24 protein-coding genes are annotated in these 20,420 nt (G+C 65.3%); 13 read left to right on the top strand and 11 right to left on the bottom strand.

From position 1 onward, the window contains the following. Positions 1-5: 5 nt before the first annotated feature. The 8 genes from ACWZHB_RS02500 to ACWZHB_RS02465 all read left to right on the top strand — a co-directional run bounded on the left by ACWZHB_RS02500 (position 6) and on the right by ACWZHB_RS02465 (position 4,780). Complete coding sequence (locus ACWZHB_RS02500; RefSeq protein WP_427906314.1) at positions 6-503, top strand: hypothetical protein; 498 nt, start codon at positions 6-8, stop codon at positions 501-503. 57 nt (positions 504-560) lie between these two features. Beyond that, the gene (locus ACWZHB_RS02495) at positions 561-1,172 is read left to right on the top strand and encodes a DUF3558 domain-containing protein (protein ID WP_427909057.1); all 612 of its coding nucleotides are present in this window, start codon (positions 561-563) and stop codon (positions 1,170-1,172) included. Between the two features lie 10 nt (positions 1,173-1,182). Beyond that, positions 1,183-1,563: a hypothetical protein gene (locus ACWZHB_RS02490; RefSeq protein ID WP_427906313.1), complete on the top strand. Its 381-nt coding sequence runs from the start codon at positions 1,183-1,185 to the stop codon at positions 1,561-1,563. Further along, the gene (locus ACWZHB_RS02485; RefSeq protein ID WP_427906312.1) at positions 1,560-2,885 is read left to right on the top strand and encodes a hypothetical protein; all 1,326 of its coding nucleotides are present in this window, start codon (positions 1,560-1,562) and stop codon (positions 2,883-2,885) included. The genes ACWZHB_RS02490 and ACWZHB_RS02485 overlap by 4 nt, the downstream gene beginning before the upstream one ends. Then, positions 2,872-3,624 carry an ESX secretion-associated protein EspG gene (locus tag ACWZHB_RS02480; RefSeq protein WP_427906311.1) on the top strand — a complete coding sequence of 251 codons (753 nt, stop codon included), beginning with the start codon at positions 2,872-2,874 and terminating at the stop codon, positions 3,622-3,624. Before ACWZHB_RS02485 ends, ACWZHB_RS02480 begins: the two co-directional genes overlap by 14 nt. A 42-nt stretch (positions 3,625-3,666) precedes the next feature. Beyond that, positions 3,667-3,927: a type II toxin-antitoxin system CcdA family antitoxin gene (locus ACWZHB_RS02475; RefSeq protein WP_427906310.1), complete on the top strand. Its 261-nt coding sequence runs from the start codon at positions 3,667-3,669 to the stop codon at positions 3,925-3,927. Further along, a complete protein-coding gene (locus ACWZHB_RS02470) occupies positions 3,830-4,294 on the top strand; it encodes a PIN domain-containing protein (protein ID WP_427906309.1) in 465 nt (154 codons plus the stop codon). The genes ACWZHB_RS02475 and ACWZHB_RS02470 overlap by 98 nt, the downstream gene beginning before the upstream one ends. 69 nt (positions 4,295-4,363) lie before the next feature. Next, positions 4,364-4,780, top strand: coding sequence for a DUF4172 domain-containing protein (locus ACWZHB_RS02465; protein WP_427906308.1), 417 nt, complete (start codon positions 4,364-4,366; stop codon positions 4,778-4,780). Between the two features lie 138 nt (positions 4,781-4,918). Here the strand turns inward: ACWZHB_RS02465 and ACWZHB_RS02460 are convergent, their stop codons facing one another. The 5 genes from ACWZHB_RS02460 to ACWZHB_RS02440 all read right to left on the bottom strand — a co-directional run bounded on the left by ACWZHB_RS02460 (position 4,919) and on the right by ACWZHB_RS02440 (position 11,747). Beyond that, entirely contained in the window at positions 4,919-5,287 is a 369-nt protein-coding gene (locus tag ACWZHB_RS02460; protein WP_427906307.1) for a hypothetical protein, read from the bottom strand. Further along, on the bottom strand, positions 5,287-6,381 hold the full coding sequence (locus ACWZHB_RS02455; RefSeq protein WP_427906306.1) for an RHS repeat-associated core domain-containing protein: 1,095 nt from the start codon (positions 6,379-6,381) through the stop codon (positions 5,287-5,289). The genes ACWZHB_RS02460 and ACWZHB_RS02455 overlap by 1 nt, the downstream gene beginning before the upstream one ends. A gap of 197 nt (positions 6,382-6,578) precedes the next feature. Then, positions 6,579-10,679: a putative T7SS-secreted protein gene (locus ACWZHB_RS02450; RefSeq protein ID WP_427909056.1), complete on the bottom strand. Its 4,101-nt coding sequence runs from the start codon at positions 10,677-10,679 to the stop codon at positions 6,579-6,581. Beyond that, complete coding sequence (locus tag ACWZHB_RS02445) at positions 10,582-11,346, bottom strand: hypothetical protein (protein ID WP_427906305.1); 765 nt, start codon at positions 11,344-11,346, stop codon at positions 10,582-10,584. The genes ACWZHB_RS02450 and ACWZHB_RS02445 overlap by 98 nt, the downstream gene beginning before the upstream one ends. Next, positions 11,346-11,747 carry an SseB family protein gene (locus ACWZHB_RS02440; protein ID WP_427906304.1) on the bottom strand — a complete coding sequence of 134 codons (402 nt, stop codon included), beginning with the start codon at positions 11,745-11,747 and terminating at the stop codon, positions 11,346-11,348. The genes ACWZHB_RS02445 and ACWZHB_RS02440 overlap by 1 nt, the downstream gene beginning before the upstream one ends. Positions 11,748-11,904: 157 nt before the next feature. Here ACWZHB_RS02440 and ACWZHB_RS02435 point away from each other — a divergent pair, with 157 nt between their 5' ends. Further along, positions 11,905-12,168, top strand: a complete 264-nt coding sequence (locus ACWZHB_RS02435) for a type II toxin-antitoxin system Phd/YefM family antitoxin (protein ID WP_427906303.1) — start codon at positions 11,905-11,907, stop codon at positions 12,166-12,168. Continuing rightward, on the top strand, positions 12,153-12,551 hold the full coding sequence (locus ACWZHB_RS02430; protein ID WP_427906302.1) for a PIN domain-containing protein: 399 nt from the start codon (positions 12,153-12,155) through the stop codon (positions 12,549-12,551). The genes ACWZHB_RS02435 and ACWZHB_RS02430 overlap by 16 nt, the downstream gene beginning before the upstream one ends. 68 nt (positions 12,552-12,619) lie before the next feature. On the opposite strand, the gene ACWZHB_RS02425 is transcribed toward ACWZHB_RS02430, so the two are convergent. After that, positions 12,620-13,594 carry a hypothetical protein gene (locus tag ACWZHB_RS02425; protein ID WP_427906301.1) on the bottom strand — a complete coding sequence of 325 codons (975 nt, stop codon included), beginning with the start codon at positions 13,592-13,594 and terminating at the stop codon, positions 12,620-12,622. Positions 13,595-13,699: 105 nt separating this feature from the next. Here ACWZHB_RS02425 and ACWZHB_RS02420 point away from each other — a divergent pair, with 105 nt between their 5' ends. Continuing rightward, positions 13,700-14,311: a TetR/AcrR family transcriptional regulator gene (locus ACWZHB_RS02420; protein WP_427906300.1), complete on the top strand. Its 612-nt coding sequence runs from the start codon at positions 13,700-13,702 to the stop codon at positions 14,309-14,311. A 109-nt stretch (positions 14,312-14,420) separates the two neighbouring features. Continuing rightward, positions 14,421-15,167, top strand: a complete 747-nt coding sequence (locus tag ACWZHB_RS02415; protein WP_427906299.1) for an LGFP repeat-containing protein — start codon at positions 14,421-14,423, stop codon at positions 15,165-15,167. A 4-nt stretch (positions 15,168-15,171) separates the two neighbouring features. Here ACWZHB_RS02415 and ACWZHB_RS02410 read toward each other — a convergent pair whose 3' ends face one another. From ACWZHB_RS02410 to ACWZHB_RS02390, 5 genes are all read right to left on the bottom strand, one after another. Beyond that, positions 15,172-15,525, bottom strand: coding sequence for a YbjN domain-containing protein (locus ACWZHB_RS02410; protein WP_235569852.1), 354 nt, complete (start codon positions 15,523-15,525; stop codon positions 15,172-15,174). A gap of 83 nt (positions 15,526-15,608) precedes the next feature. Continuing rightward, positions 15,609-16,424, bottom strand: coding sequence for an isoprenyl transferase (locus ACWZHB_RS02405; RefSeq protein ID WP_378637531.1), 816 nt, complete (start codon positions 16,422-16,424; stop codon positions 15,609-15,611). Between the two features lie 146 nt (positions 16,425-16,570). Next, positions 16,571-17,350, bottom strand: a complete 780-nt coding sequence (recO, locus tag ACWZHB_RS02400; RefSeq protein ID WP_427906298.1) for a DNA repair protein RecO — start codon at positions 17,348-17,350, stop codon at positions 16,571-16,573. 47 nt (positions 17,351-17,397) lie between these two features. Next, positions 17,398-17,997, bottom strand: coding sequence for a TetR/AcrR family transcriptional regulator (locus ACWZHB_RS02395; RefSeq protein ID WP_427906297.1), 600 nt, complete (start codon positions 17,995-17,997; stop codon positions 17,398-17,400). After that, a complete protein-coding gene (locus ACWZHB_RS02390; RefSeq protein ID WP_427906296.1) occupies positions 17,984-18,850 on the bottom strand; it encodes an alpha/beta fold hydrolase in 867 nt (288 codons plus the stop codon). Before ACWZHB_RS02390 ends, ACWZHB_RS02395 begins: the two co-directional genes overlap by 14 nt. Positions 18,851-18,992: 142 nt before the next feature. Here ACWZHB_RS02390 and ACWZHB_RS02385 point away from each other — a divergent pair, with 142 nt between their 5' ends. After that, the gene (locus ACWZHB_RS02385) at positions 18,993-20,420 is read left to right on the top strand and encodes an amidase (RefSeq protein WP_427906295.1); all 1,428 of its coding nucleotides are present in this window, start codon (positions 18,993-18,995) and stop codon (positions 20,418-20,420) included.

The following is a 20,420-nucleotide window of genomic DNA, read 5'->3' as shown; positions in this document are numbered from 1 at the left end:
GGATGATGACCGCATTCGCGGTACTTGCCACCACGACTCTGACCGGGTGCGGCGGCTTCATCGACAGAGGTCCGACCAACCAGGAGATCAAAGACACAACGGGGCTGACCGTCGACGAGGCGAGTCCGATTGTCGAGCGCAATCTCGAACTCGTCTGGCCGGAACAGGTGACGATCAAACGCGGCCCGCTGCCATATTCCGGCGTCGGCTGCCGGACCAACGACTCGATGATGTCGGAAGGGCCGCCGTGGTACCTGCGCATCACAAAGGAGGAGGTGAACCCGTCCCAGGAGTTCATCGACCGTGCGCTGGCCAACCTCGAATCGATGACCGCACGGGGATTCATTCTCGAACCGAGCAAGCGACCGGACGCCGTCCCCGCGGATCGGTACTACCGTGATCCACGCGGCTACACCGTCTCATCGTCCCTCGACACCGACGTTGGGCCGAAGAAGGAAGTGCGGTTCTCGATGACCGCGACCTCACCTTGCGCGGCGGAGTAGGGCGTGACCTTTCGCGATGCGCATCGGCGTGACTACGATCTCGGAAGCGGGGAGACCATGAACGAGCACCGGTTCTGTGGGAGGGACGAAGGCATGGCAGTTCGAGGTAGCGCGATTCGGGTGATCGGTGTGCTCGTGGCGGTGGGGTTGGCTGTCGCGGGGTGCGGGAGCGATGAGCAGGGGACGGCTGGTCCTCAGTCGAGTGCTGTGAGTGTGGCGGCGAGTCCCACTTCGGTAGATCCCGAGGCGAAGGTGTGGGATCCGTGTTCAATACCGGACTCGGCAGTCAGCGGGGTTGGACTGAACGCGGGCACCCGGAAGAACGAGGTTGCTGGGGTCGACTTCACTGGGTGGAAGACGTGCAGCTGGCAGGACTCGGCCAAGCAGTACACGTTTTCGATCATGTCGTCGGAACACACGCTGGCCGAATCCCGGACACGGACAGATTTCACCGACTTCACCGAGACCACTGTGGGCTCGCACACAGCGCTCCAGCTACGTCCGACCGGAGCCACCTACGACCTGAGTTGCACTCTCGTCGTAGAGGTCCCGAACGGGTCGGTTATGTTCAGCCTGCTGAACCGCGTCAGCGCGTCCTCGCCACCAGCGCCATGCCAGGAGGCGCGCAAACTCACCGACAGCTTCGCCCAACACCTTCCCGCGATCTGAGGGGCGAGTAATGCTGTTGAGCATCGACCCTGGCGAGTGGAGTCAGCTGTTGGTCCAAGCTGAAGCCGGTCAACTTTCGCTCGATCCCGAAATCGGCAAGGATCTCGACAGAGTTTGCGATGACCACTTGGAGCGACTGGAAGAGGTCTTTGCCCAGGTTCTTCAGGTCCGCAATATCGCCGGCTTCGGCTCGTTCAACTCGAGCCAGACGCTGGAACGGAAATTCTCGCTGACAGCATCAGGCGGCGATCGCCCACTGGACGAGGTCCTCAAGAAGCACATCGAGTCCGTCCAGACGGCGAAAGAGGTTGTTGCCAAGGCGATTGCGAACTTCGTCGCCCAGGATCAAGCGACCGGCGCCAAGATCTCCGCGACAGGAGAACATGTGTGACCTACGAGGATTACAAGAGCAAGGTGATCGCCGCGCAGGAGCAGTGGAATACCGAGCGGGCCAAGATCTACGACCGGCAGCGATCGGGCAACTACTCCACGATTTTCGACGGCGATACCCAACCTCCGCACATCACCACCCCCGACAACTACGACAGCATGTCGCTCGAGCAGATGCAGGCGGCGGTGGCGGCGATGAAACCGCAGATGGTCGATGATGCGGTCACGGCATGGGCGAATATCGGCGGCGCGCTGATGGGCACGTTCACCGGATTCAACCAGCAGTTCGCACGCACAGTCACCGGGGCCGGCGGCCACAGTGGGTGGACAGGCGCGGCCGCTTCCGCAGCGGTTGCCGCCGTGAACAACTATGCGCAGCAATCGATTCCACTCTCCCAGGCCGCAACCGCGATCAGCCTGAAGCTGAACGAGATGCGCACCGGACTCGAACAGACCCAAGCCTTGATGCCTGGTCTCACCGAACGCGCCAACGTCACCGGCAAGTCCTTGCCCGCCGACGGCGTGATGAAGGTCGACGACCACAACCGCGAAGAGGCCACCCAGGAGGCGCGCCGGATCCTGCGGTCGGTCTACAGCCAGGTCGCGGGCCAAACCGACGTCGGCGTCCCCTTCCTGCCCACCGCACCGACGATCGCCAGTGGCGACAGCGGCGGCCCTGGTACCAACGGCGATACGAATACCGGTGGCTCCCAAGTTGGTTCGAACGGCGGCACGACGACCGGGAACCCGTCGACCGGCACCCCAGGAGACGACACAACCACTGAGGAACCGAACTCCGAACCGGGCTCCACCACCCCGCAATCCACCGAGGCTGCCTCGACCACCCCGCAAAGCTCCACTGCCGCACCACAATCCAGCACACCGACCACCTCGACTCCCACCACAGGTACTCCGGCGACATCCACGCCCGGCGTTGGCACCCCGAGCACGGGTCGACCCGGCGGCGGGTCCGCGGCCGGCCGAGGCGGCTCCACCGGCGGTGGGGCCGGCGCCACCGGCGGGCGCGGCGGCTCCGCGGGCGGCCCTGTCACCCCGGGAAAGACCACGCCGGGCAGTCCCGCCGCAGCCGCGGCCGCCGCGGCGGGCACTCGCGCGGGCACGCCCGCGGCCGGTGGTCGCGGTGCCGCGGGAATGGGCGGCATGGGCGCGCCCGGCGCGCGCGGCAGCTCGGACGACGAACGCACCAAAGGCATCCCCGACTACCTGATCACCCAGGAGAACGGCGAGCTCCTGCTCGGCACGAACGAGATCCGGACCGTACCCCCAGTGATCGGCGGAGACAACGACAGTGCACCGAGCTGAATTCACCGGCACCGAATTCGACATCCTCTGGTCCGGCTACGGCCGCGACCGTCTCCCCTACCCCCTCCAATACCGCACCGACATCGTCGAATTCGACGAACTGAAGCGGCATCGCGAGGCAGCCGTGGAGAGCCTGCTCGGCAAGTACGATCCCGCGATCGAACGCGCCATCACCGTCCTGCTCGACCCCGAAGCCAGAGTCGAGTCCAAAGGCTATGTCGGACAGGATGATTCGGCCATCATCCGTTTCCACGGTGCGATCCGCGGCGAAGTCGGCGCCACCCTGCAACAAGCGCCGGGCACCGCCGAGGACACGGGCGCCAATGTCACCCTGACCTACTGCACCCCCATCCAGGTAGCAGCCCTGACGGTCGCCGCCCTCCCCCGCACCAAACCCGGCAAGAAGCCCCCGGTCGAGGTAAGCCGCGAACAGCTGGCCGCCGAAGAAGACCACTTCGAATACCGCGCGAGCCGCCTCAGCTCCGCCGAACAACTCAACCGCATCTTCCACCGCCCCCGCCAAGCCTTCGGCGAAATCTCCGCCCTCTCCGGCCCAGCCCTCGACGCCCGCCCCACCCCCACCCGCACCTTCTGGTGGATGGACTACCCCGACGGCCGCTACTACGTGAAAACCGGCGACCCCATCATCGCCGAACCCCTCCCCACCGACCGCATGATCGCCGGCATCCACCGAATGCTCACCCGAGCCCAGCGCTACCACCAGGAATTCCCCGCCTGAAGTTCGATGCCATCCAGCCGACCAGACGGGCACGATACTTATATGGCCAAAAGTAAGATCACAGTGACCGTTGATCAAGAGGTGGTCGAGCAGGCGCGCAAACTCGGCGACGCGCATGTGTCCGCGGTGGTCAACGCCGCATTGACCGAGCACGTCGAACGGATTACACACAACGCCGCCCTGGGCGATCTCCTCGACGGGTGGGATGACGAGTCCGGTCCTGTTTCCGACGCGGATATGCGAGACGCCGCAGCGGCATTCGATGAGCTCGACGCAGCGAGCGAACGGCGCGAGACCTCGTGACCAGTCGTTCTCGATTCGGATGGGCTGTCAGCACTGTGAGGTGCTTGTGCCCGCCGTCATCTGCGCGGAAGTATGCCGGGGTGTTGCCCGAACTCGCCGGGTCGAGACGCTGGTTTCCCGCAAACCCCATGACCACCCATGGCAACGACCCGTGGCCATCGTGCCCACCGACTTCGACATGGCCCGACTCGTCGGCGCGATATTGCACGGCGCACAGGTCGGCAGCCGGTACCTCGCCGACGCCCACGTCGTCGCACTGTGCGCTCGTTACGGCGGCGGACTGGTGATCACCTCGGATCCCGACGACATCCGCCAACTCGCCGCAGCCGTTCCATCAGCTCGAATCATCTCCCGAAGCCCTGACTGAACCGGATTCTGACCGACATTCGGATTATTCGCTTCAGATTCTGCAGCGAATAGACGCTACTTTCACTGCATGACGAGCCGTAGGTATATCTGGGAGTCCGCCGACTGGCCGCACTACACCTACGATGCCGCCCTGCTCGCCAAGCCCACCGAGGCCGTCGCGCTCGCACAGGGCCGCCTGCACGGCCGCCTCATGGACGCCGACGATGCCACGCAAGACAAGGTCGAGTTGGACGCGCTCACCACCGACGTCGTGCAATCGAGCGCCGTCGAGGGCGAGTTGCTCGATGTGGCATCGGTCAGATCGTCCATCGCCCGCCGACTCGGCGTCGACATCGGCGCAACAACCCCCTCTGATCGCAGAGTCGACGGTGTCGTCGACATGATCCTGGATGCCACACGCCATCACGACCAACCAGTAACAGCGGAGCGCCTTTTCGGCTGGCACGCCGGTCTATCACAGAATTTGAACATAGAATATTGGTAACAGCAGCTTCAGAAGTTCTCACTGGCTATCCGCCAGAACCTGATGCCGATCACCGGCAGTCTCCTCCACTGCGAATACGATGACCGTCCCGACAGTTTATAACCGTCTTGACCTGGAAATCCGATCGAGAGACAGGACCTAACCCGTATTACCTCGGTTCCTGAAAGGTGGATACCATTCTTTTGGGTGAGTCTCTATTGTTTCAATTTCGCCGTATTCGTCATTGATAATTCTAAAGCATGTGTATGTATGCGGGTAGTTCTCTGCGTCCATTGCGTCGTTGTTGGTAGTCACCCGAAGTTCCCCGTTTGCACTGCCAACCATACGAAGCTCGGCAGAAAAACTGCCGTCACTACTGCGAAAAACGTCCACGTCGCCAAGCGGGTGTGCCGCCTTAAAGGTGAGCTGCCAAACAGTCTCCCAGCAACCATCGCCCATGTCCCTGACGCTTCCCCAGGTTGTCTTTTTGATGTTGGAGGCGGAGTACTCGTAGCTCTTGGAAGACATTATGGCGTCACCTTTGCAATCCATTCCAACGTCGCGTTCAGTGTTTCAAACGATCGCGGATGGAATATCGTCTCATCAGGAACCCCTTCACCTACTGCTCGCACCTCGACGTGCCCTCTTTCGAGCAGTTGCTGGTAGACGTTTTCAGGAATCCTTCCCACGATTACGGTAGAGGGGGAATTGGGGTCCACGCGAAGGCCCCATTCGTATGCTGACTGAAATCCGGGAGAGTCTCCACCTGCGACTTCATGTGTAAAGAATGATCCTGGTCGGCTCATTAATCCTCCATGTGTAGCTGCTTGCCCGGCATTGGCATCGAGCCCGTTGTTTACGATATTGTTCGCGTTGTCCAGGGACGTTCCGTGTGCAAATTCACGATATTCTGGAGTAAGCCCCAGCGGGTCCGACCACTTTGTTGGGTTGTGTGGGTAGGAGTGAGGATTTGGAGCTGGAGCGAGTCCAAGTGGGTCGGCAGTGAGAAATCTGCCTGTTTCCGGGTCGTACGTTCGAAAACTGTTATGATGTAAACTCGATTCGGCATCCTCGTATTGTCCATGATACCGAAGAGGTGTACTTGTTGCACCAGTCCAGAGGTTGCGCCCCCAGAGGGTTCGCTTGGACATTCCTTGACGTTCAGCAGTGTGCGGGTTAATTAGTTCATCTGGGCATCCGGTGAGGTCGGTAACGACAATGGAAGATACAGCCACCGACATCTGCTTCACAGACTGGGCCGCAGGGGTCAGCGTCCCAGGAATATAGTGCCAGCAGGTCACCGAGTCCTTTTGAGACTCCTCAATTAGACAAGTCGCCTCATACACATAGGACGTCTGCTGAATTACTTCCTGCGTGGTGGTGTCCAGTCGCGCTTTGCCCACCCTGCGCGCATGAGCATCGTAGTTGTAGCACCACCATTCACCTTCGGGCGTGTACACATCGGTCAGCTGATCGAACGCGTTGTACCGATAGTGCCAGACTGCTGGTTTACGGGAGATTCGTGTCGTGACTTTTCGGATGAGCCAGCCAGCAGGGTCGTAGTAGTAGTGGTTGCGGCCATCTCGAACGAGGAGATTGTTGTGGTACTCGCGGCCTTCCATGGACACCCGCTGGGATTGCGCGGGCGGTGGGTTCCTGGTCGGAGAGGGGAGGCTGGCGGTGATGTTGGAGAGGGGGTCGTATTCATAGGCTTCGGCGACCTCAGCATCACGGGTGATGGTGTTGGCACGACCGATGGGGTCGAGGGCGTACGTGGCGCGGGATTGGCCAGTGTCGGGGCGGGTTGTGATGTGGTCGGTTAGATAGCCGTCGGGGCGGTATGTGTAGTCGTCGCGGCGGATCGTGAACGGATCAGGCCGCGCGATCGGAGTGTCGCCGAAGTCGAGAGAGAAGGTCGCGGTAGGGAATCCAGTGACTTCCTGCGTGGCGATGTTGCCGTTGCTGGTGAAGGCTCGGTCGATTTGGACTTCGCCGATGCGCCAACCAATGAGGCGACCTGCGCGGTCGTGGTTGAACGAGATGTCGGCGCCATCGGCGTCCAACGCCGTAACTTGGCCGAGTACGTTGTGGCGCCAGGTAGTGACCGCACCTGAAGGGGTGGTTCGGCGCACTCGTCGACCGCGGTGATCGTAGTCGTTGACCATCGGAGGTTGGTCGTCGAGCGTTTGGGTGGCGACTTGCCCGGTGGGGGTGTAGGTGAATTTGAGAGTGTGGGTGAGGGTTTCATCAGTGCCGTTGATCGCGGTGAGGATGCGTCCGGCGGGTCGTGGGTATAGGCGAGGTATTCGCCGGAGTCGGCGGTGATGGAGGTGAGGTTGCCGAGGATGTCGTGGCGGTGGTGGCGGGTGATCCCGGTTGCGGGGGTGACGGTGGCGATGCGTCCCGTGACAGCGTGGGTATATGTGGTTGTGGCGCCGGTGTAATCAGTTTCCGAGACCAAACGACCGGCGAGGTCATAGTCGTAGGTCCAGCGCTGGCCGAGCGGGTTGATGACCGCTGTCAGTTGGCGTTCGGTGTTGTACAGGTAGCGGGTAGTCGAGCCGTCGGGTTCGGTCCGAGTAGCGACCTTGTCGAAAATGCCGTAGGTGTAGGTGGTGACGCCACCGATGCGGTTGGTGTGGGTGAGGAGGTTGTTTTCGCCGTCGTAGGTCCAGGATTCAGCGAAGCCGTCGGGGTCGACTCGACGAGCTGGTCGTCCTTCGGGGTTCCACTCGTAGCGGGTGGTGTGCCCGAGCGCGTCGGTGACCTCAGCAGGACGGCCGAACTGGTCTCGGCGGATGGTCGTAGTCGCACCGTAGGGGTCGGTCACCGTGACGGGGAGACCGGCGGGATCGACGCCGACGTGGGTGACGGCACCGTCAGGATCACGGACTTCGATGACTGCGCCGCACGCGTCGTGGGTGTATTCGGTTCGCGCGCCTCCGGGGTCGGTGACAGCGACGAGGTCGCCCGCCTTGTCCCATTCCCGAATCGCGGTTGTGCCATCAGGATTGGTGATCGTGGTGGGCCGGTTGCTGTACGCGTATTCAATGCGGATGTCGCTGCCGTCGGGACGGGTGATCGTCGCGACATCACCGTCTTCGGTGTACGTGTACCGGGTGACCGCGCCATCAGGTTCGGTCACGGCGAGTGGTTTGCGTGCTGCGTTGTAGTCAATGTGGCGGTGGCCGCCGTCGGCGTTGCGGAAGTCGCGCAGGCGAAGGTCGTTGTCGAAGCCGTAGCCGGTGACGCCGCCGCGGGAATTGGTGAGTCGGGTGAGGCGGCCGGTGCCGTTGCCTAGTTCGAGGTATTCGAAGTCGGCGTTCATTACCCCGTCGAGGCCGCGTTGGGCGATGACGCGCCCGGATTCGTCGTAGGTGTTGGCGACCCAGGTGCCGTTGGAATCGGTCCACGACAGCATGCGGTGGTGTTCGTCGTAGGCGAACCGAGTGGTGCCGCCGACGCCGTTGACCACGGTGGTCAGCTCGCCGTGCTCGTAGCCGAATTCACGGACGCGGGTGAGGGTTTCGAAGCCATTTGCTTCGCCCGCGACCGAGATCGCGGTCACGCGGCCGTTGGCCGAGTCGAGCACAACACGGTAGCCACCGGAGTGGGTGACCTCGGTCGGGTCGCCGTTGGTGTTGTAGTGGAACCTGATCCGGTTGTGGTGGCGGTCGGCAATCGCAGAGATCGCGAAATTGCCCAGCAGCGCGTCCAGGCCGTCGAGGACTGGTTCGGGGGCGAAGTGCCACACCAGTTCTCGGTCGGGATCCCAGAGCCGGTAGCCACCGACTTCAGTCCGCGTCAGCTTCCACCGTTGACCTCCGGCGATTGGCTCGACCCCTACGCCGACTTCGGCGTGCGGGTAGGCCAACAGCATGCCGTCTTCGAAAACGACTGTCACGCAGTCAGCTTCGACGACAACGCGCATGTCGAGGGTGGCTGACCAAGAGGGCCCGAACCAACGGCCGAACCGATAGTTGGAGTGGTGGGCCCGCTTCAGAGCCAGGCGGAGGATGCCTGGCAGGTCGAGATCGGTTAGCGGTAGTAGGAATTCGCCGGTGGCGAGGTTGACCGGATCGCCGCCCTCCTCGGTTTGGTCCCGGGTGGAATCGGTCTTCGGTGGATCCTGCTGGGCGGTGTCGCCGACACTGTCCTGGCCGTTTGCCCCGCTGTCGGTTTGAGCGCGGGGTTCGGGAGCAGCGTTCTGATCGGGTGTAGCGGGGTCGCTATCGTGGGCGCCTGGGCTGGTTCCGTCCCCTTCAGGGTTGCCGCTGTTGTCCGGGTCGGGTGTCGGTTTCCCGGATTCTGGGTCGGCTGGTCCGTTGTCACCGTCGTGGTGGGTCGGCGTGCCGTCATGCTGGTCAGGGGTGGAGTTGTCGCCGTCCGGTGACGGAGAGTCCGGGCTCGGACTCGGGCTGCCACCATCGGTATCGGGGGCAGGCTTGCCCGATGAATCATCGGTGCCGTTCGGCGACGGCGTGTTCTCCGGCGACTCTGGTGAACCGTTGCTCGGGGCCGCGGAATCGGTGTCCGGATTTCGCGGGGTCTCGGGCGCCGATTCGGGATTCGGGTTAGGCGTGTCCGACGGGGTAGCGGCCGGGTTGGTCGGCGATGCCTCTCCCCCGTTCCCGCCCGGGTTCGCCGGCACATCGGGTGTGGCGGCCGGCGGATTCGGCGCGGGCGAATCACCAGTGTTCCCTGCGGGATTCGTGCCCGGCGACGACGGACTGTCCGGCACGCTCGCAGGCTGGGTAGGCGAGGTCGGGGCGCTGGGCGACTCAGGCGCATTTCTGCCCGCGGCACCCGCGGCATTGTCGAGAACGGTGCGCCCGGTATTGCCTGCTCCGATGACATCGTCGGCCCGATTCGCCACAGTAGCGGCAGCTTTCGCCGCGCCACCAGCCCCGCCGGTGGCCAGCGTGGTCAGCGCATCACCGGTCAGCGCGCCCAACGCTTCGGATGGGTTGGTTTTGAACCCCGCGAGCATCGCCGATGCGGTCGCTTTCGGGTCCGCCGCGGCGAGCACCATCCCGGTGCTCAGGTCCGACATCTTCGACAGGTACTCGGCCGGATGGGTGATGTTGTAAGCATCGACCGGGCTGATCGACCGCACGAACTGCACCATGCCCGTCAGCGAGGTCAGCAACCCGGACACGAAGTTGGTTTGCGCATGCTCCAGCGCGGCGTTCAAGTCGTCGAAGTTACTGCCCCACCGCGACAGGAACGGTGGTTCCGTCGGCGCGGTTTCGGTCGCCGCGGTGATTGCCGACACTGCGGTGTTGGCGGCGTTATCGCGTTGGGTGCGAGCACCATTGAGGATCGCGCGTGCCTCGTTGCGGATATCGGTCCACGTATCCGTGAGGTTCTTACCTTTGCGCTGGTCGTCGGTTTGAGCGTTCCAGCCGTTCTTGCGGTCGCGCTCCTCGCGGTCAGCGGCCTCCCATTTCGCGATCGCGTCCGAGGCTTTGGCTTGGGCTGCGGTGACCTCGTGGAACCAGGCGTCCAACGCGGTTTTGGCTTTGCCCATCGCGTCGGCGCCGTCCCACCACAGCTTCGGCTGTTTCGCGAACTCCTCATGGAATGCCGACGACGCGTCACCGGACCAATCCGCGACGTCGATCTTGCGCAACGCGTCACCGGTTTGGTCGATTCCGGTTCCGATCTTGCCCAGATGCCCGGCGACCTCGGTGATCTTGGCGGGGTCGCCTCGGATCAGCTCTTTCGGATCGGTGGTTTCGCCGAGTTCCTTCTCCGGCACCGCGCCACCGGTCGCGTCGACGACCTTGTCGCCGAGATCGTCGAGCCAGTTCGATAGCCCGTCAGCGCCAACAGCTTTCGCGACCTTGGACTCGGCGTCGAGAACAGTGTTGTAGGCCTGGCCGACCTTCTCGGTGGCCGTCTCGAGCCCGTCTTCGATCTTGTCGCCGAGGCTGTTGACGAAGTCCCCGATACCCACGAACTATTTCCCCCCCACGAGCTGCTTGTTGTGCTTGTTGGATCTCGGCAGCCTTCGCTGCCGCGCCCGTATCGGCCAGGAACATGTCACCGAGGCTGTCTTGTTCCGGGACGTCATCGGAGGCCAAGTACTGTCCGACCTGGCCCAACATCGACACGTTGTCGCGCATATGAGAGAAAGCGTCACCGAATGATTCCGCGCTGTACTGCGGGTTCGTGACCGTGTTGAAGTTGCTGTTGTCCCAGACCTGGCCCCAGTCCATCGCCTCGATATCGGCCTTGCTCAGGTGCGGGTTGCCCGCCAGATGGGTGAACATCTGCTTGAACGTGTTCGAGAACTGCTCGTCCATCTCGTGGTAGCGGCCCGCCGACAGGTCCAGGACCTGGGCGATCTCGTTGCCCGACTGAACCAGCGCCCGCACACCCCACGACCAGCGTTCGGTGAAGGTCTCGAAGCAGGTTTGAACGTTGACCTTCCCCGCCTCCATCGCCGACATCGTCAGCTGGGCGAATCCGCGCCCGACCGCACCGGTCTCACCGACACCGAGCTCAGACAGCTCGCTGATGATGCCGTTGATACCGGTCGCCGCCTGAGTCAACAGGGCAGGATCGATATTCAAATCCGCCATCAGCCACGCCCACCGTCAGCCGACGGCTCCTCGGACAATTCCGGCGGGAACGACATCGGCGCCGCACTCAGCATGTCGACGGCAACACCGGTCGGGTCAGGTTGTGCTGCGGCGAACTCACGCAGACGACGTCCCAGGAAGGTATGAAAGCGGTAGGACTGGTCGGCGAGGACACCGCGGGCGGTCATGAATCGCGCGTACTCCTCGACCCCGGTGAACACGCACAACCACGCCATACCGGCGGACTCCACCGTGAACACCCGGTCCTCCGGGCCGACCAACGGCACCAACAACGCCGACGACTCGAACGCCGCCGTCAACTCGCTGGGCACTCCGAACCCCGCGTAGAACGCCGCGATCTCCGACTTCAACCGCGCAGAATCGACAACGACAACAGACATGTCCGCTGACACCCTCCCCTCGGACACCATTCCGTAGCCACCGTAACGAACCAGCGATGACGTTCCAAGGTTGAGAATGAGATTTCACATAACTCTCACGACCCTGCCCGCGATAGTTGACCTAGCCGGATCAGACAAATTCAGATAATCTGAATTAATGACCACGATGTCTGCCGCCGAGGCATCCAGAAACTTCTCGGCCGTTCTGAGCCGCGCCGAACACGGTGAGACGATCCGTATCGTCCGCCATGGGCGGACGGTTGCGACCGTCTCTCCGCCGATCAAGAAGACCGGTCTGACCCTTCGGCGCGCGCTGGAGGAGTCCGACACACCGCCCTTCGACGACGATTTCGCTACCGACATCAACGAGGCGCTCGCCATGGTTACCGATGAGCTGGAGGACCCATGGGGCGACGACTGATCCTCGACACCGGAGTGTTGATCGCTTATGAACGTGGGACCATCGATCGCGCAGCTTATGACAACGACGAATTGGCGATAGCGGCAGTGACAGTCGCTGAGTTCCGCGTCGGCATCGAACTCGCCGATACGGCGGAGCGTGCGGCACAGCGTTCGCGGCGCCTTGCCGTTCTCCTCGACGACATCGACATTCTCGAGTACACCGACCAGACTGCCACTCGCCACGCACAGCTACTCGCGCATGTCCGCCGATCCGGGAAGCCGCGCGGCGCCCACGATCTGATCATCGCGGCGCACGCGGCGGAATCGGGTCGCACGGTCGTATCCCTGGATACGAAAGCCAAGTTCGCCGACCTGCCTGGCGTCACCGCGATCACCCCGTAGGGTCCGACCGGGCCGACAAAGATGCTCCGCACGACAGGCGGTCGTGCGGAGCATCTTTGCGTCGAGAGTCAGGCGGGAACGCCCACTGGTTCATTAGCTGCGATAGGTGTGGCCACCTGGCGGGAGCGCACCGCACCGAGGCCGAGGAGGGCGAGACCACCTGCACCCCAAGCGATCAGGACCGTCAGCGGGGCGATGGCACCTGCACCGTCGAAGTAGGCGACCGAGCGGAGTAGGGATGCGGCGGCGCCGGGTGGGAGGAGTTGGCCGAGGGTTCCCCAGGGCTGGGGCAGGAGTTCGGGGGCTGAGGTGGCGGCGGAGAAGGGGTTGCCGATCAGGAGCATGGTGAGGGCGCCGAGGCCGATGCCGGGGCGGCCGATGGCGGCGGCGAGGCCGACGACGGTGGCGGAGACGGCGAAGGAGGCGAGGCCGGCGATGGCGGCTAGTTCAAGGTAGGAGCCGGGGAGGATCGAGAGCCAGGTGTGGAAGACCAGGGTGCTCAGGAGGCCGCCTGCGATGGCGAAGGTGGTCAGGCCCGCGAGGCGGGCGCCGAAGACTGGGATCAGGAGGGTGAGCAGGACGCCTGCGGCGATGCCGGACATGACCAGCGGGAGGACCATCGAACCGAAGCCTGCGCCGCGGGGGTCGTCGGGGTCGGTGGCGATCACGTCTTGGACCGCGGCGGCGGGGAGGCCGCTGAGCTGTTGGGCGACGGCGGTGAGTTGCTGGGCGACGGCGGGTGCCGCGGCAGAGGCGACCATGACCTGTGGTGCGCCGTTGCCGGTGACGATGGCGCCGTAGATTTCCCTGTCGGCCAGCGCATTTCGCGCCGCGGTCGCATCGGCGACGGTGGTGATCTCGAAGGCGCCGGGATCGCGCTGCTGCAGTTGCTGGGCGACCTGGGCAGAGGCGGGTCCCGCGACGGCGATCGGCAGGTCGCGCGGGGCGATATTGACGGTAGGCCAGGCGAAGGCGATCAGCATCAGCGCCTGGATCGCGGTGGCCGCGAGCCCCAGAGCTACTGCTCGGCGGGTGATCGTCATGGCGGTTTCTCCCCTTAAAGCGAATGTTCGTTCTTTTTGACGTTTCTACCGTGACACCACCCACCGCCGCTTGTCAAGAACGGACATTCGTTTTACTTTTGACCCATGCCCCGAGTCAGCGAAGAACACCTGGAACGCCGCAGGCAGCAGATCCTCGACGCCGCGCAGCTGTGCTTCGCCCGGAAGGGCTTTCACGAGACCTCGATGCAGGACGTGTTCGCCGAATCGCAGATGTCGGCGGGCGCGGTCTACCGATACTTCACCAGCAAGAACGAGATCATCGGCGCGCTCGTGCACCGCACGATGGGACCGTTGCGCGTGCGGCTCGCCGAGATCGTCCGCAGCGAAACACCCCCTCCCCCAGCGGAAGTCATCCGGCTGCTGACCACCGAGATCGTCAGGCGCAGTGGGCCCGACGGACCGCTGCGGCTCGCCCCGCAGGCATGGGCACTGGCATTGGTCTCGGACGAGACCGCGGTCCCGGTCCGCCACGCCATAGCGTCGATGCGTGAGCTGTGGTTCGAGTACGCGGACCGGTTGTGCGAATCCGGCTGGCTGCCGCCGGGTACTGATTCCGATGCGATCGCCAAGACGCTCATCGGCTTGCTGCCCGGGTTCATCCTGCAGCATCTGCTGCTCGGGGACGTCGAGCCGGACGATTTCGCCCGCGGTCTCGCGATCATGCTGCCGGGACCGCCACACCACCACCCAGGGTGAGCAATGACACTGTTGCCACCGGCGTCCAACGGGTAGGTTCGGGTGCGGCACCGGAGGGGGTCCCGAGCGCCGGACATCGTTGAATATCGATCCGACCAGGGAGTTACCTGTGACAATTCACCGTCGAAACCTTCGATCGCGCGGTCTGGCCGCCTTGGCGACCGTCACCGTGGCGGCCGCGCTGCCCGCCGCCATGGCAGGCTCCGCGCAGGCCAGGATGATCGGTGGATTCGAGGTGGGCGGCGCGATCGAGATCGAGTACGACCAGGCGGGCGGCCCGGCGCTGGGCGACCCCACGTCCCCGGAAGCCGATGCGGCGGCGGGCGGCAAGTACCAGACCTTCGCCAACAACGCGGCCATCTACTGGCACCCCGACACCAACGCCAACACCGTCGCCGGCCAGATCCGCGACAAATTCGCCCAGGTCGGCAACGAGTCAGGCCAGCTCGGCTACCCGGTCACCCGCGAAGAGTCCGCGGTGGGCGGTCGCTTCAACCACTTCCAGAAGGGCTCGATCTACTGGTCCATCGGCACCGGCGCGCACCAGATCAGCGGCCCGATTCGCGACAAGTGGGCAGCGCTTGGCTGGGAGTCGAGCCCACTCGGGTTCCCGCTCACCGATGTCTCCGCGGCGGGCAAGGGCGACGGCCAGTTCACGATGTTCCCGACCGGCGCCATCTACTGGACGTCGAAGACCGGCGCGCACGCGGTGTGGGGCAGCATCCAGGCCGACTGGATCCGCGCGGGCGCCGAGGGCGGCCGCTACGGCTACCCGACCAGCGACGAATACGACTACCAGGGCGGCAAGGCCCAGGATTTCCAGGGCGGCAAGATCACCTGGAAGCCCAGCAACTGACGCGCTACGGCGCGAGCAAGCCCTGACGGGCTCGGCTCGCGCCGGACAGGGCCAGCAGCAGCATGGTGGTGAGGGCGCCGTCGTCCAGGCCTTCGGCGGGGAAGGTGTAGCGCAGGATCACGTCGCCCAGCTGGCCACGGGCGATCAGGGTGACCGAACCGAACTGGATCTCGTTGTTGCGCTCGGCGACGCGCTTGTGCAGGGCAGCCTTGAGCGGACGATCCCAGGCCAGCACGCTGGTCAGCGACAGCACGGTGAGGCCGGGGGCGAGGGTGACGGCGCGGATCGAGCACAGGGCGCCGTCGTATTCGAAACCCAGCGACCGGTCGGCGTCGACGCGGACTTCGATGTCCTGCATCTGCAGGCAGGCGCCGGCGCGGGCCTGCAGGTCGAGTTCGGGGGTGAGTAGCGCATCCATGTCGGCTCCGTCGTGACTGTCGCTCATTTGGCGCCACCGAAGCGACGGTCGCGCTTGGCGTATTCCAGGCACGCGTCCCACAGGTTACGCCGGTCGAAGTCGGGGAAAAGCGTGTCCTGGTAGACGAATTCGGCGTAGGCGGCCTGCCAGATCAGGAAGTTCGAGCTGCGGAACTCGCCGGAGGGGCGAAGGAACAGGTCGACATCGGGCATATCGGGTTCGTCGAGGTATTTCGCGACGGTGGCTTCGTCGACCTTCTCCGGGTCGATCTCGCCCGCGGCCACCCGGCGCGCGATTTCCCTTGCGGCGTCAGCGATTTCGGCCCGGCCGCCGTAGTTGACGCACATGGTCAGCGTCATCACGTCGTTGTCCTTGGTGAGCTCTTCGGCCACCTCGAGTTCCTTGATCACGCTGCGCCACAGGCGAGGCCGGCGGCCTGCCCAGCGCACGCGCACACCCATCTCGTGCATCTCGTCGCGGCGGCGGCGGATCACGTCGCGGTTGAAGCCCATCAGGAAGCGCACCTCGTCGGGGCTGCGGCGCCAGTTCTCGGTGGAGAAGGCGTAGGCCGACAGCCACTTGACGCCGATCTCGATGCAGCCTTCCACGGAGTCCATGAGCACGGCCTCGCCGCGTTCGTGCCCGGCGGTGCGCGGCAGGCCACGCTCCTGGGCCCAGCGACCGTTGCCGTCCATCACCAGCGCGACATGGTTGGGCACGAGCTCCGGCGGGATCGCGGGCGGGCGCGCGCCGGAGGGATGCTGGGACGGCGGGCGCACGGTGCGGGTGCCGTCCTTGCTCGCGGGAGAAGAGTCACGACGCAGGATCACGGCATCCATCCTGCCTGATCGCCGGGTGCGGGTTGCACGGGCTCCGGGTTGACCGGCGGACCGGTCGCCGGTCGAGCTACTCGTGGGCATCGAGTGGGCCGCGCGCGCTGCGACCGGCTCGCGGAGGTGAGCGCTGGGTGGGGCCTTCGGCCTGGTCAGCCGACCCGGCCGACGACAGCGTCGTCGGACCGATCCGCTGCGATGCGGGACCGCTCGATCAACGGCAGCGTGCGCAGCTGACGTTCCAGATGCCACTGCAGATGGGCGGCGACGAGACCGCTGGCCTGGCGGCGGACATTGTCGGGGACGCTGTCGATGTAGGCCCACTCCCCCTTCAACAGGGCGACGAGCAGATCGAGCACCCCGGTGACCGGCGTGCTCGCACCCGGCGGGCGACAGTGCACACAGACCGCGCCGCCCGCTGCCACGTGGAAGGCGCGGTGCGGGCCCGGGGTGGCGCAGCGGGCGCATTCGTCGAGCGCGGGTGCCCAACCGGCGAAACCCATGGCGCGCAACAGGTATGCGTCAAGGATCAGTTCGTGGGGGCGCTGCTTGGCGGCGATCGCGCGCAGGGCACCCGCGGTGAGGACGTGCAGTTTCGGGGCGGGCGCGCGTTCTTCGCCCGCGAGGCGTTCGGCGGTTTCGAGGATCGCGCACGCGGTGGTGTAGCGGCCGTAGTCGTCGATGATGTCGGCGGCGAAGGCCTCCACGGTGATCACCTGGGTGACGATGTCGAGTGTGCGGCCCGGGTGCAATTGCACGTCGATGTAGGAGAACGGCTCGAGCCGCGCCCCGAACTTCGACTTGGTGCGCCGCACCCCCTTCGCCACCGCCCGGACGAGTCCATGCTGCCTGGTCAGGAGCGTGACAATGCGATCGGCCTCGCCCAGCTTGTGCTGGCGAACCACCACTGCCTCATCCCGATACAACCGCACGCGCCCAGTCTTCCATGCGGGCCCGACACCACGGTCACGGACACGGATCAGGACTGGAGCAGACCGGCGATGAGCAGCAGCAGCGACTGCTGGGTTTCGACGCGGGCGCGGTCGGGGTCGTCGGCGTGGGCGACGATGAGCGAGGCTTCGGTGATGGCGCTGAGCAGTAGTTGCGCGAGTACCGGGACCGGAGTGACCGGGATCAGGCCCGCGTCGGTGGCGCGTTGTAGTTCGGCGGTGATGAGGCCGAGTCCGTGGCGCGCCTCGAATTCGCGGAAGGCGGGCCAGCCAAGGACGGTGGGGGCGTCCATCAGCACGATGCGCAGCATTTCCGGGCGGGCGCAGATATCGAGGAACCGCGCCAGACCAGCGGTCATGCCACCGATGACGTCGGCGCGGTCGACAGCGGCGACGGCGGTCTCGATCTCCGCGGTGGCCTCGGTCTCGATCTGTTCGAGCACAGCGAGGAACAGTCCGCGCTTGTCGCCGTAGTGATGGTGCAGGGCGCCGCGGGTGACACCGGCGGCGGCCACCAGCTGTTCGGCCGAGGTACCGGCGAAGCCGCGCTCGGCGAACAGGCTACGGCCTGCCCGCTCGAGCGCGGCTCGGGTGGTGCGGGAGCGATCCTCCTGGCTACGGCGCTGCATGGAGCCGAGTGAACTCCACGATCAGTTCGGTGAGCAACTCCGGCCGGTCCTCGGGGATGAAGGTGTAGGAATTGTCGATGGTGCGCAGGGTCGCCCGGGGTAGGTCGGTGACCAGGCGTTCGGCCAGCGTCATCGGGAACAGTTTGTCCTCGGTCGACCAGACGACGAGCACCGGCAGGTCGACCTCGGCGAAGCGTGCGGCGGCGGCCGAGGTGAATCGCTTGTCGACGCCGGCCGCGAACCTGCGCAGATCGTCGCGGATGGCGGCGCTGCGCCGGGCGGGTCGCAGATAGGACTGCGCGATGTCTTGCGGCAGATCGTGTTTGGTGACCAACCCGAATCCGAGTGGCAGGCGCTGGATGAACCTGAACCGCATCGGCGCCAGCAGCGGGCGGATCACGCCGGGAACCTTCGCCACCTTCAGCAGATCCGCGAAGGGCCGCGGCGGGAACGTTTCGTAGCAGTCGACGGCGGCCAGGACGACGCGGCCGATCCGTTCGGGTCTGCGCGTCATCAGGATCTGGGTGAGCGCGCCGCCGGTGTCGTTGGCGACGATCGTGACGTCGGTGAGGTCGAGCGCGTCGAGGAACTCGGCGATGAGATCCGCGAGGCCGGTGGGCGAGAGGTCGGCGGCGGGCACCGGGATCGAATGCGAACCGAGCGGCCAGTCGGGCGTGAGACAGCGGTGTCCGGCGGCGGCGAGGCCGGGCACCACGCCGCGCCACAGATCGGCGTTGACGAGCAGTCCGTGGACGAACACCACCGGCGATCCGGTGCCGGTGTCGTGATAGCGGATGCGGCCGGATGACAGGGCGATCTCGTGCGCCGGGCCGAGTGCTGAGCTGATTCCCATGGGGTCCTCCCCTGGTCGAATGCTGGGCCAGTCCACTGTTACATACATTCGGTATGTATGTCTATACCCACCCTAGGGGATGTGGACGAGTGACCAGGTTCGCGTTACGGTCGAGCCAACTACCTGGAGAGACGGAGCTCACATGTCCGCGCCCGACCACGTCGCGCCGAATTCCCCGGCCGATCTCGGCCTCACCGAACTGTCAACGGCCATCGCCGAGGGCGCCGTGTCCTCGGTCGCGGCCGTCACCGACGCGCTCGATCGGATCGAGGCGTCCCAGCCGACGCTCAACGCGTTTCGGGTCGTGCGTCGCGCGGCCGCGCTGCGGGAAGCGGCCGAGGCCGATGCGCGGGTGGCCGCGGGGGTGCGGCTGCCGCTGTTGGGCGTGCCGATCGCGGTGAAGGACGACACCGACATCAGTGGTGAGATCACCGCATTCGGCTGCGGTGGGGAGTTCACGCCGAAGACCGCCGACGCCGAATCGGTGCGCCGGTTGCGCGCGGCGGGTGCGGTGATCGTCGGCAAGGCCAATACCTGCGAGCTGGGACAGTTGCCGTTCACCAGCGGTGACGCGTTCGGGCACACCCGCAACCCTTGGGATCGCGCACGCACGCCGGGTGGGTCGTCGGGTGGGTCCGCGGCGGCGGTCGCGGCCGGATTGGTCCCTGCCGCACTGGGTTCCGACGGCGCGGGATCTGTGCGTATTCCGGCGTCGTGGACGAACCTGGTCGGGATCAAGCCACAGCGTGGGCGCATCTCCACCTGGCCGCTGGCGGAGGCGTTCAACGGGCTCACCGTCAACGGGCCGCTCGCGCGCACCGTGCGCGACGCGGCACTACTGCTCGACATCGCCGCCGGGCCGCACGACGGCGACCGGCACAAACCCGCGCCGATCGAGGCGAGCGCGGCGGTCGGGCGCGATCCCGGCAAGCTCAGAATCGCGCTCTCCCTGAACATTCCGTACACCGCGACCAAGACCACGCTCGATCCGCAGATCGCGGCGAGTGCGCACGCGCTGGCCGCCACGCTGCGCACGCTCGGCCATACCGTCACGGTGACAGGCCTGCACTACGGGTTGATGATCGGCGCCTCGTTCCTGCCGAGGTCGCTCGCGGGAGTCAGCCGGGTGCACCGGGATATGCCGGGTGCCGTCGTCGACCCACGGACCACGGCCAATTCGCGCATCGGCCGCGTTCTCAGCGGACCCGCTCTCACCGCGGCGCGGCTCGCGGAACCGTTGCTGCACAAACGAATCGGTTCGTTCTTCGACGACTACGACCTCGTGCTGGCGCCGACCACGGCAACCCCTCCCCCTCGGGTGGAGGAAATCGATGGCATCGGTGTCGGCGCGACCAACAACCTGATCACCGGCGCGTGCCCCTACACCTGGCCGTGGAACGTTCTCGGGTGGCCGAGCGTGAACGTGCCGGCGGGGTTCACCGATTCCGGGCTGCCGATCGGCGCGCAACTGATGGGCCCCGCCGACAGCGAACCCCTGCTGATTTCCGTTGCGGCCCAGCTGGAATCAGTGCTGCGCTGGGACAGCCACCGGCCCGCGCGCTGGTGGTGA

The sequence above is a fragment of the Nocardia sp. FBN12 genome (assembly GCF_054031145.1).
This window is presented reverse-complemented; position numbering and strand designations above follow the sequence as displayed.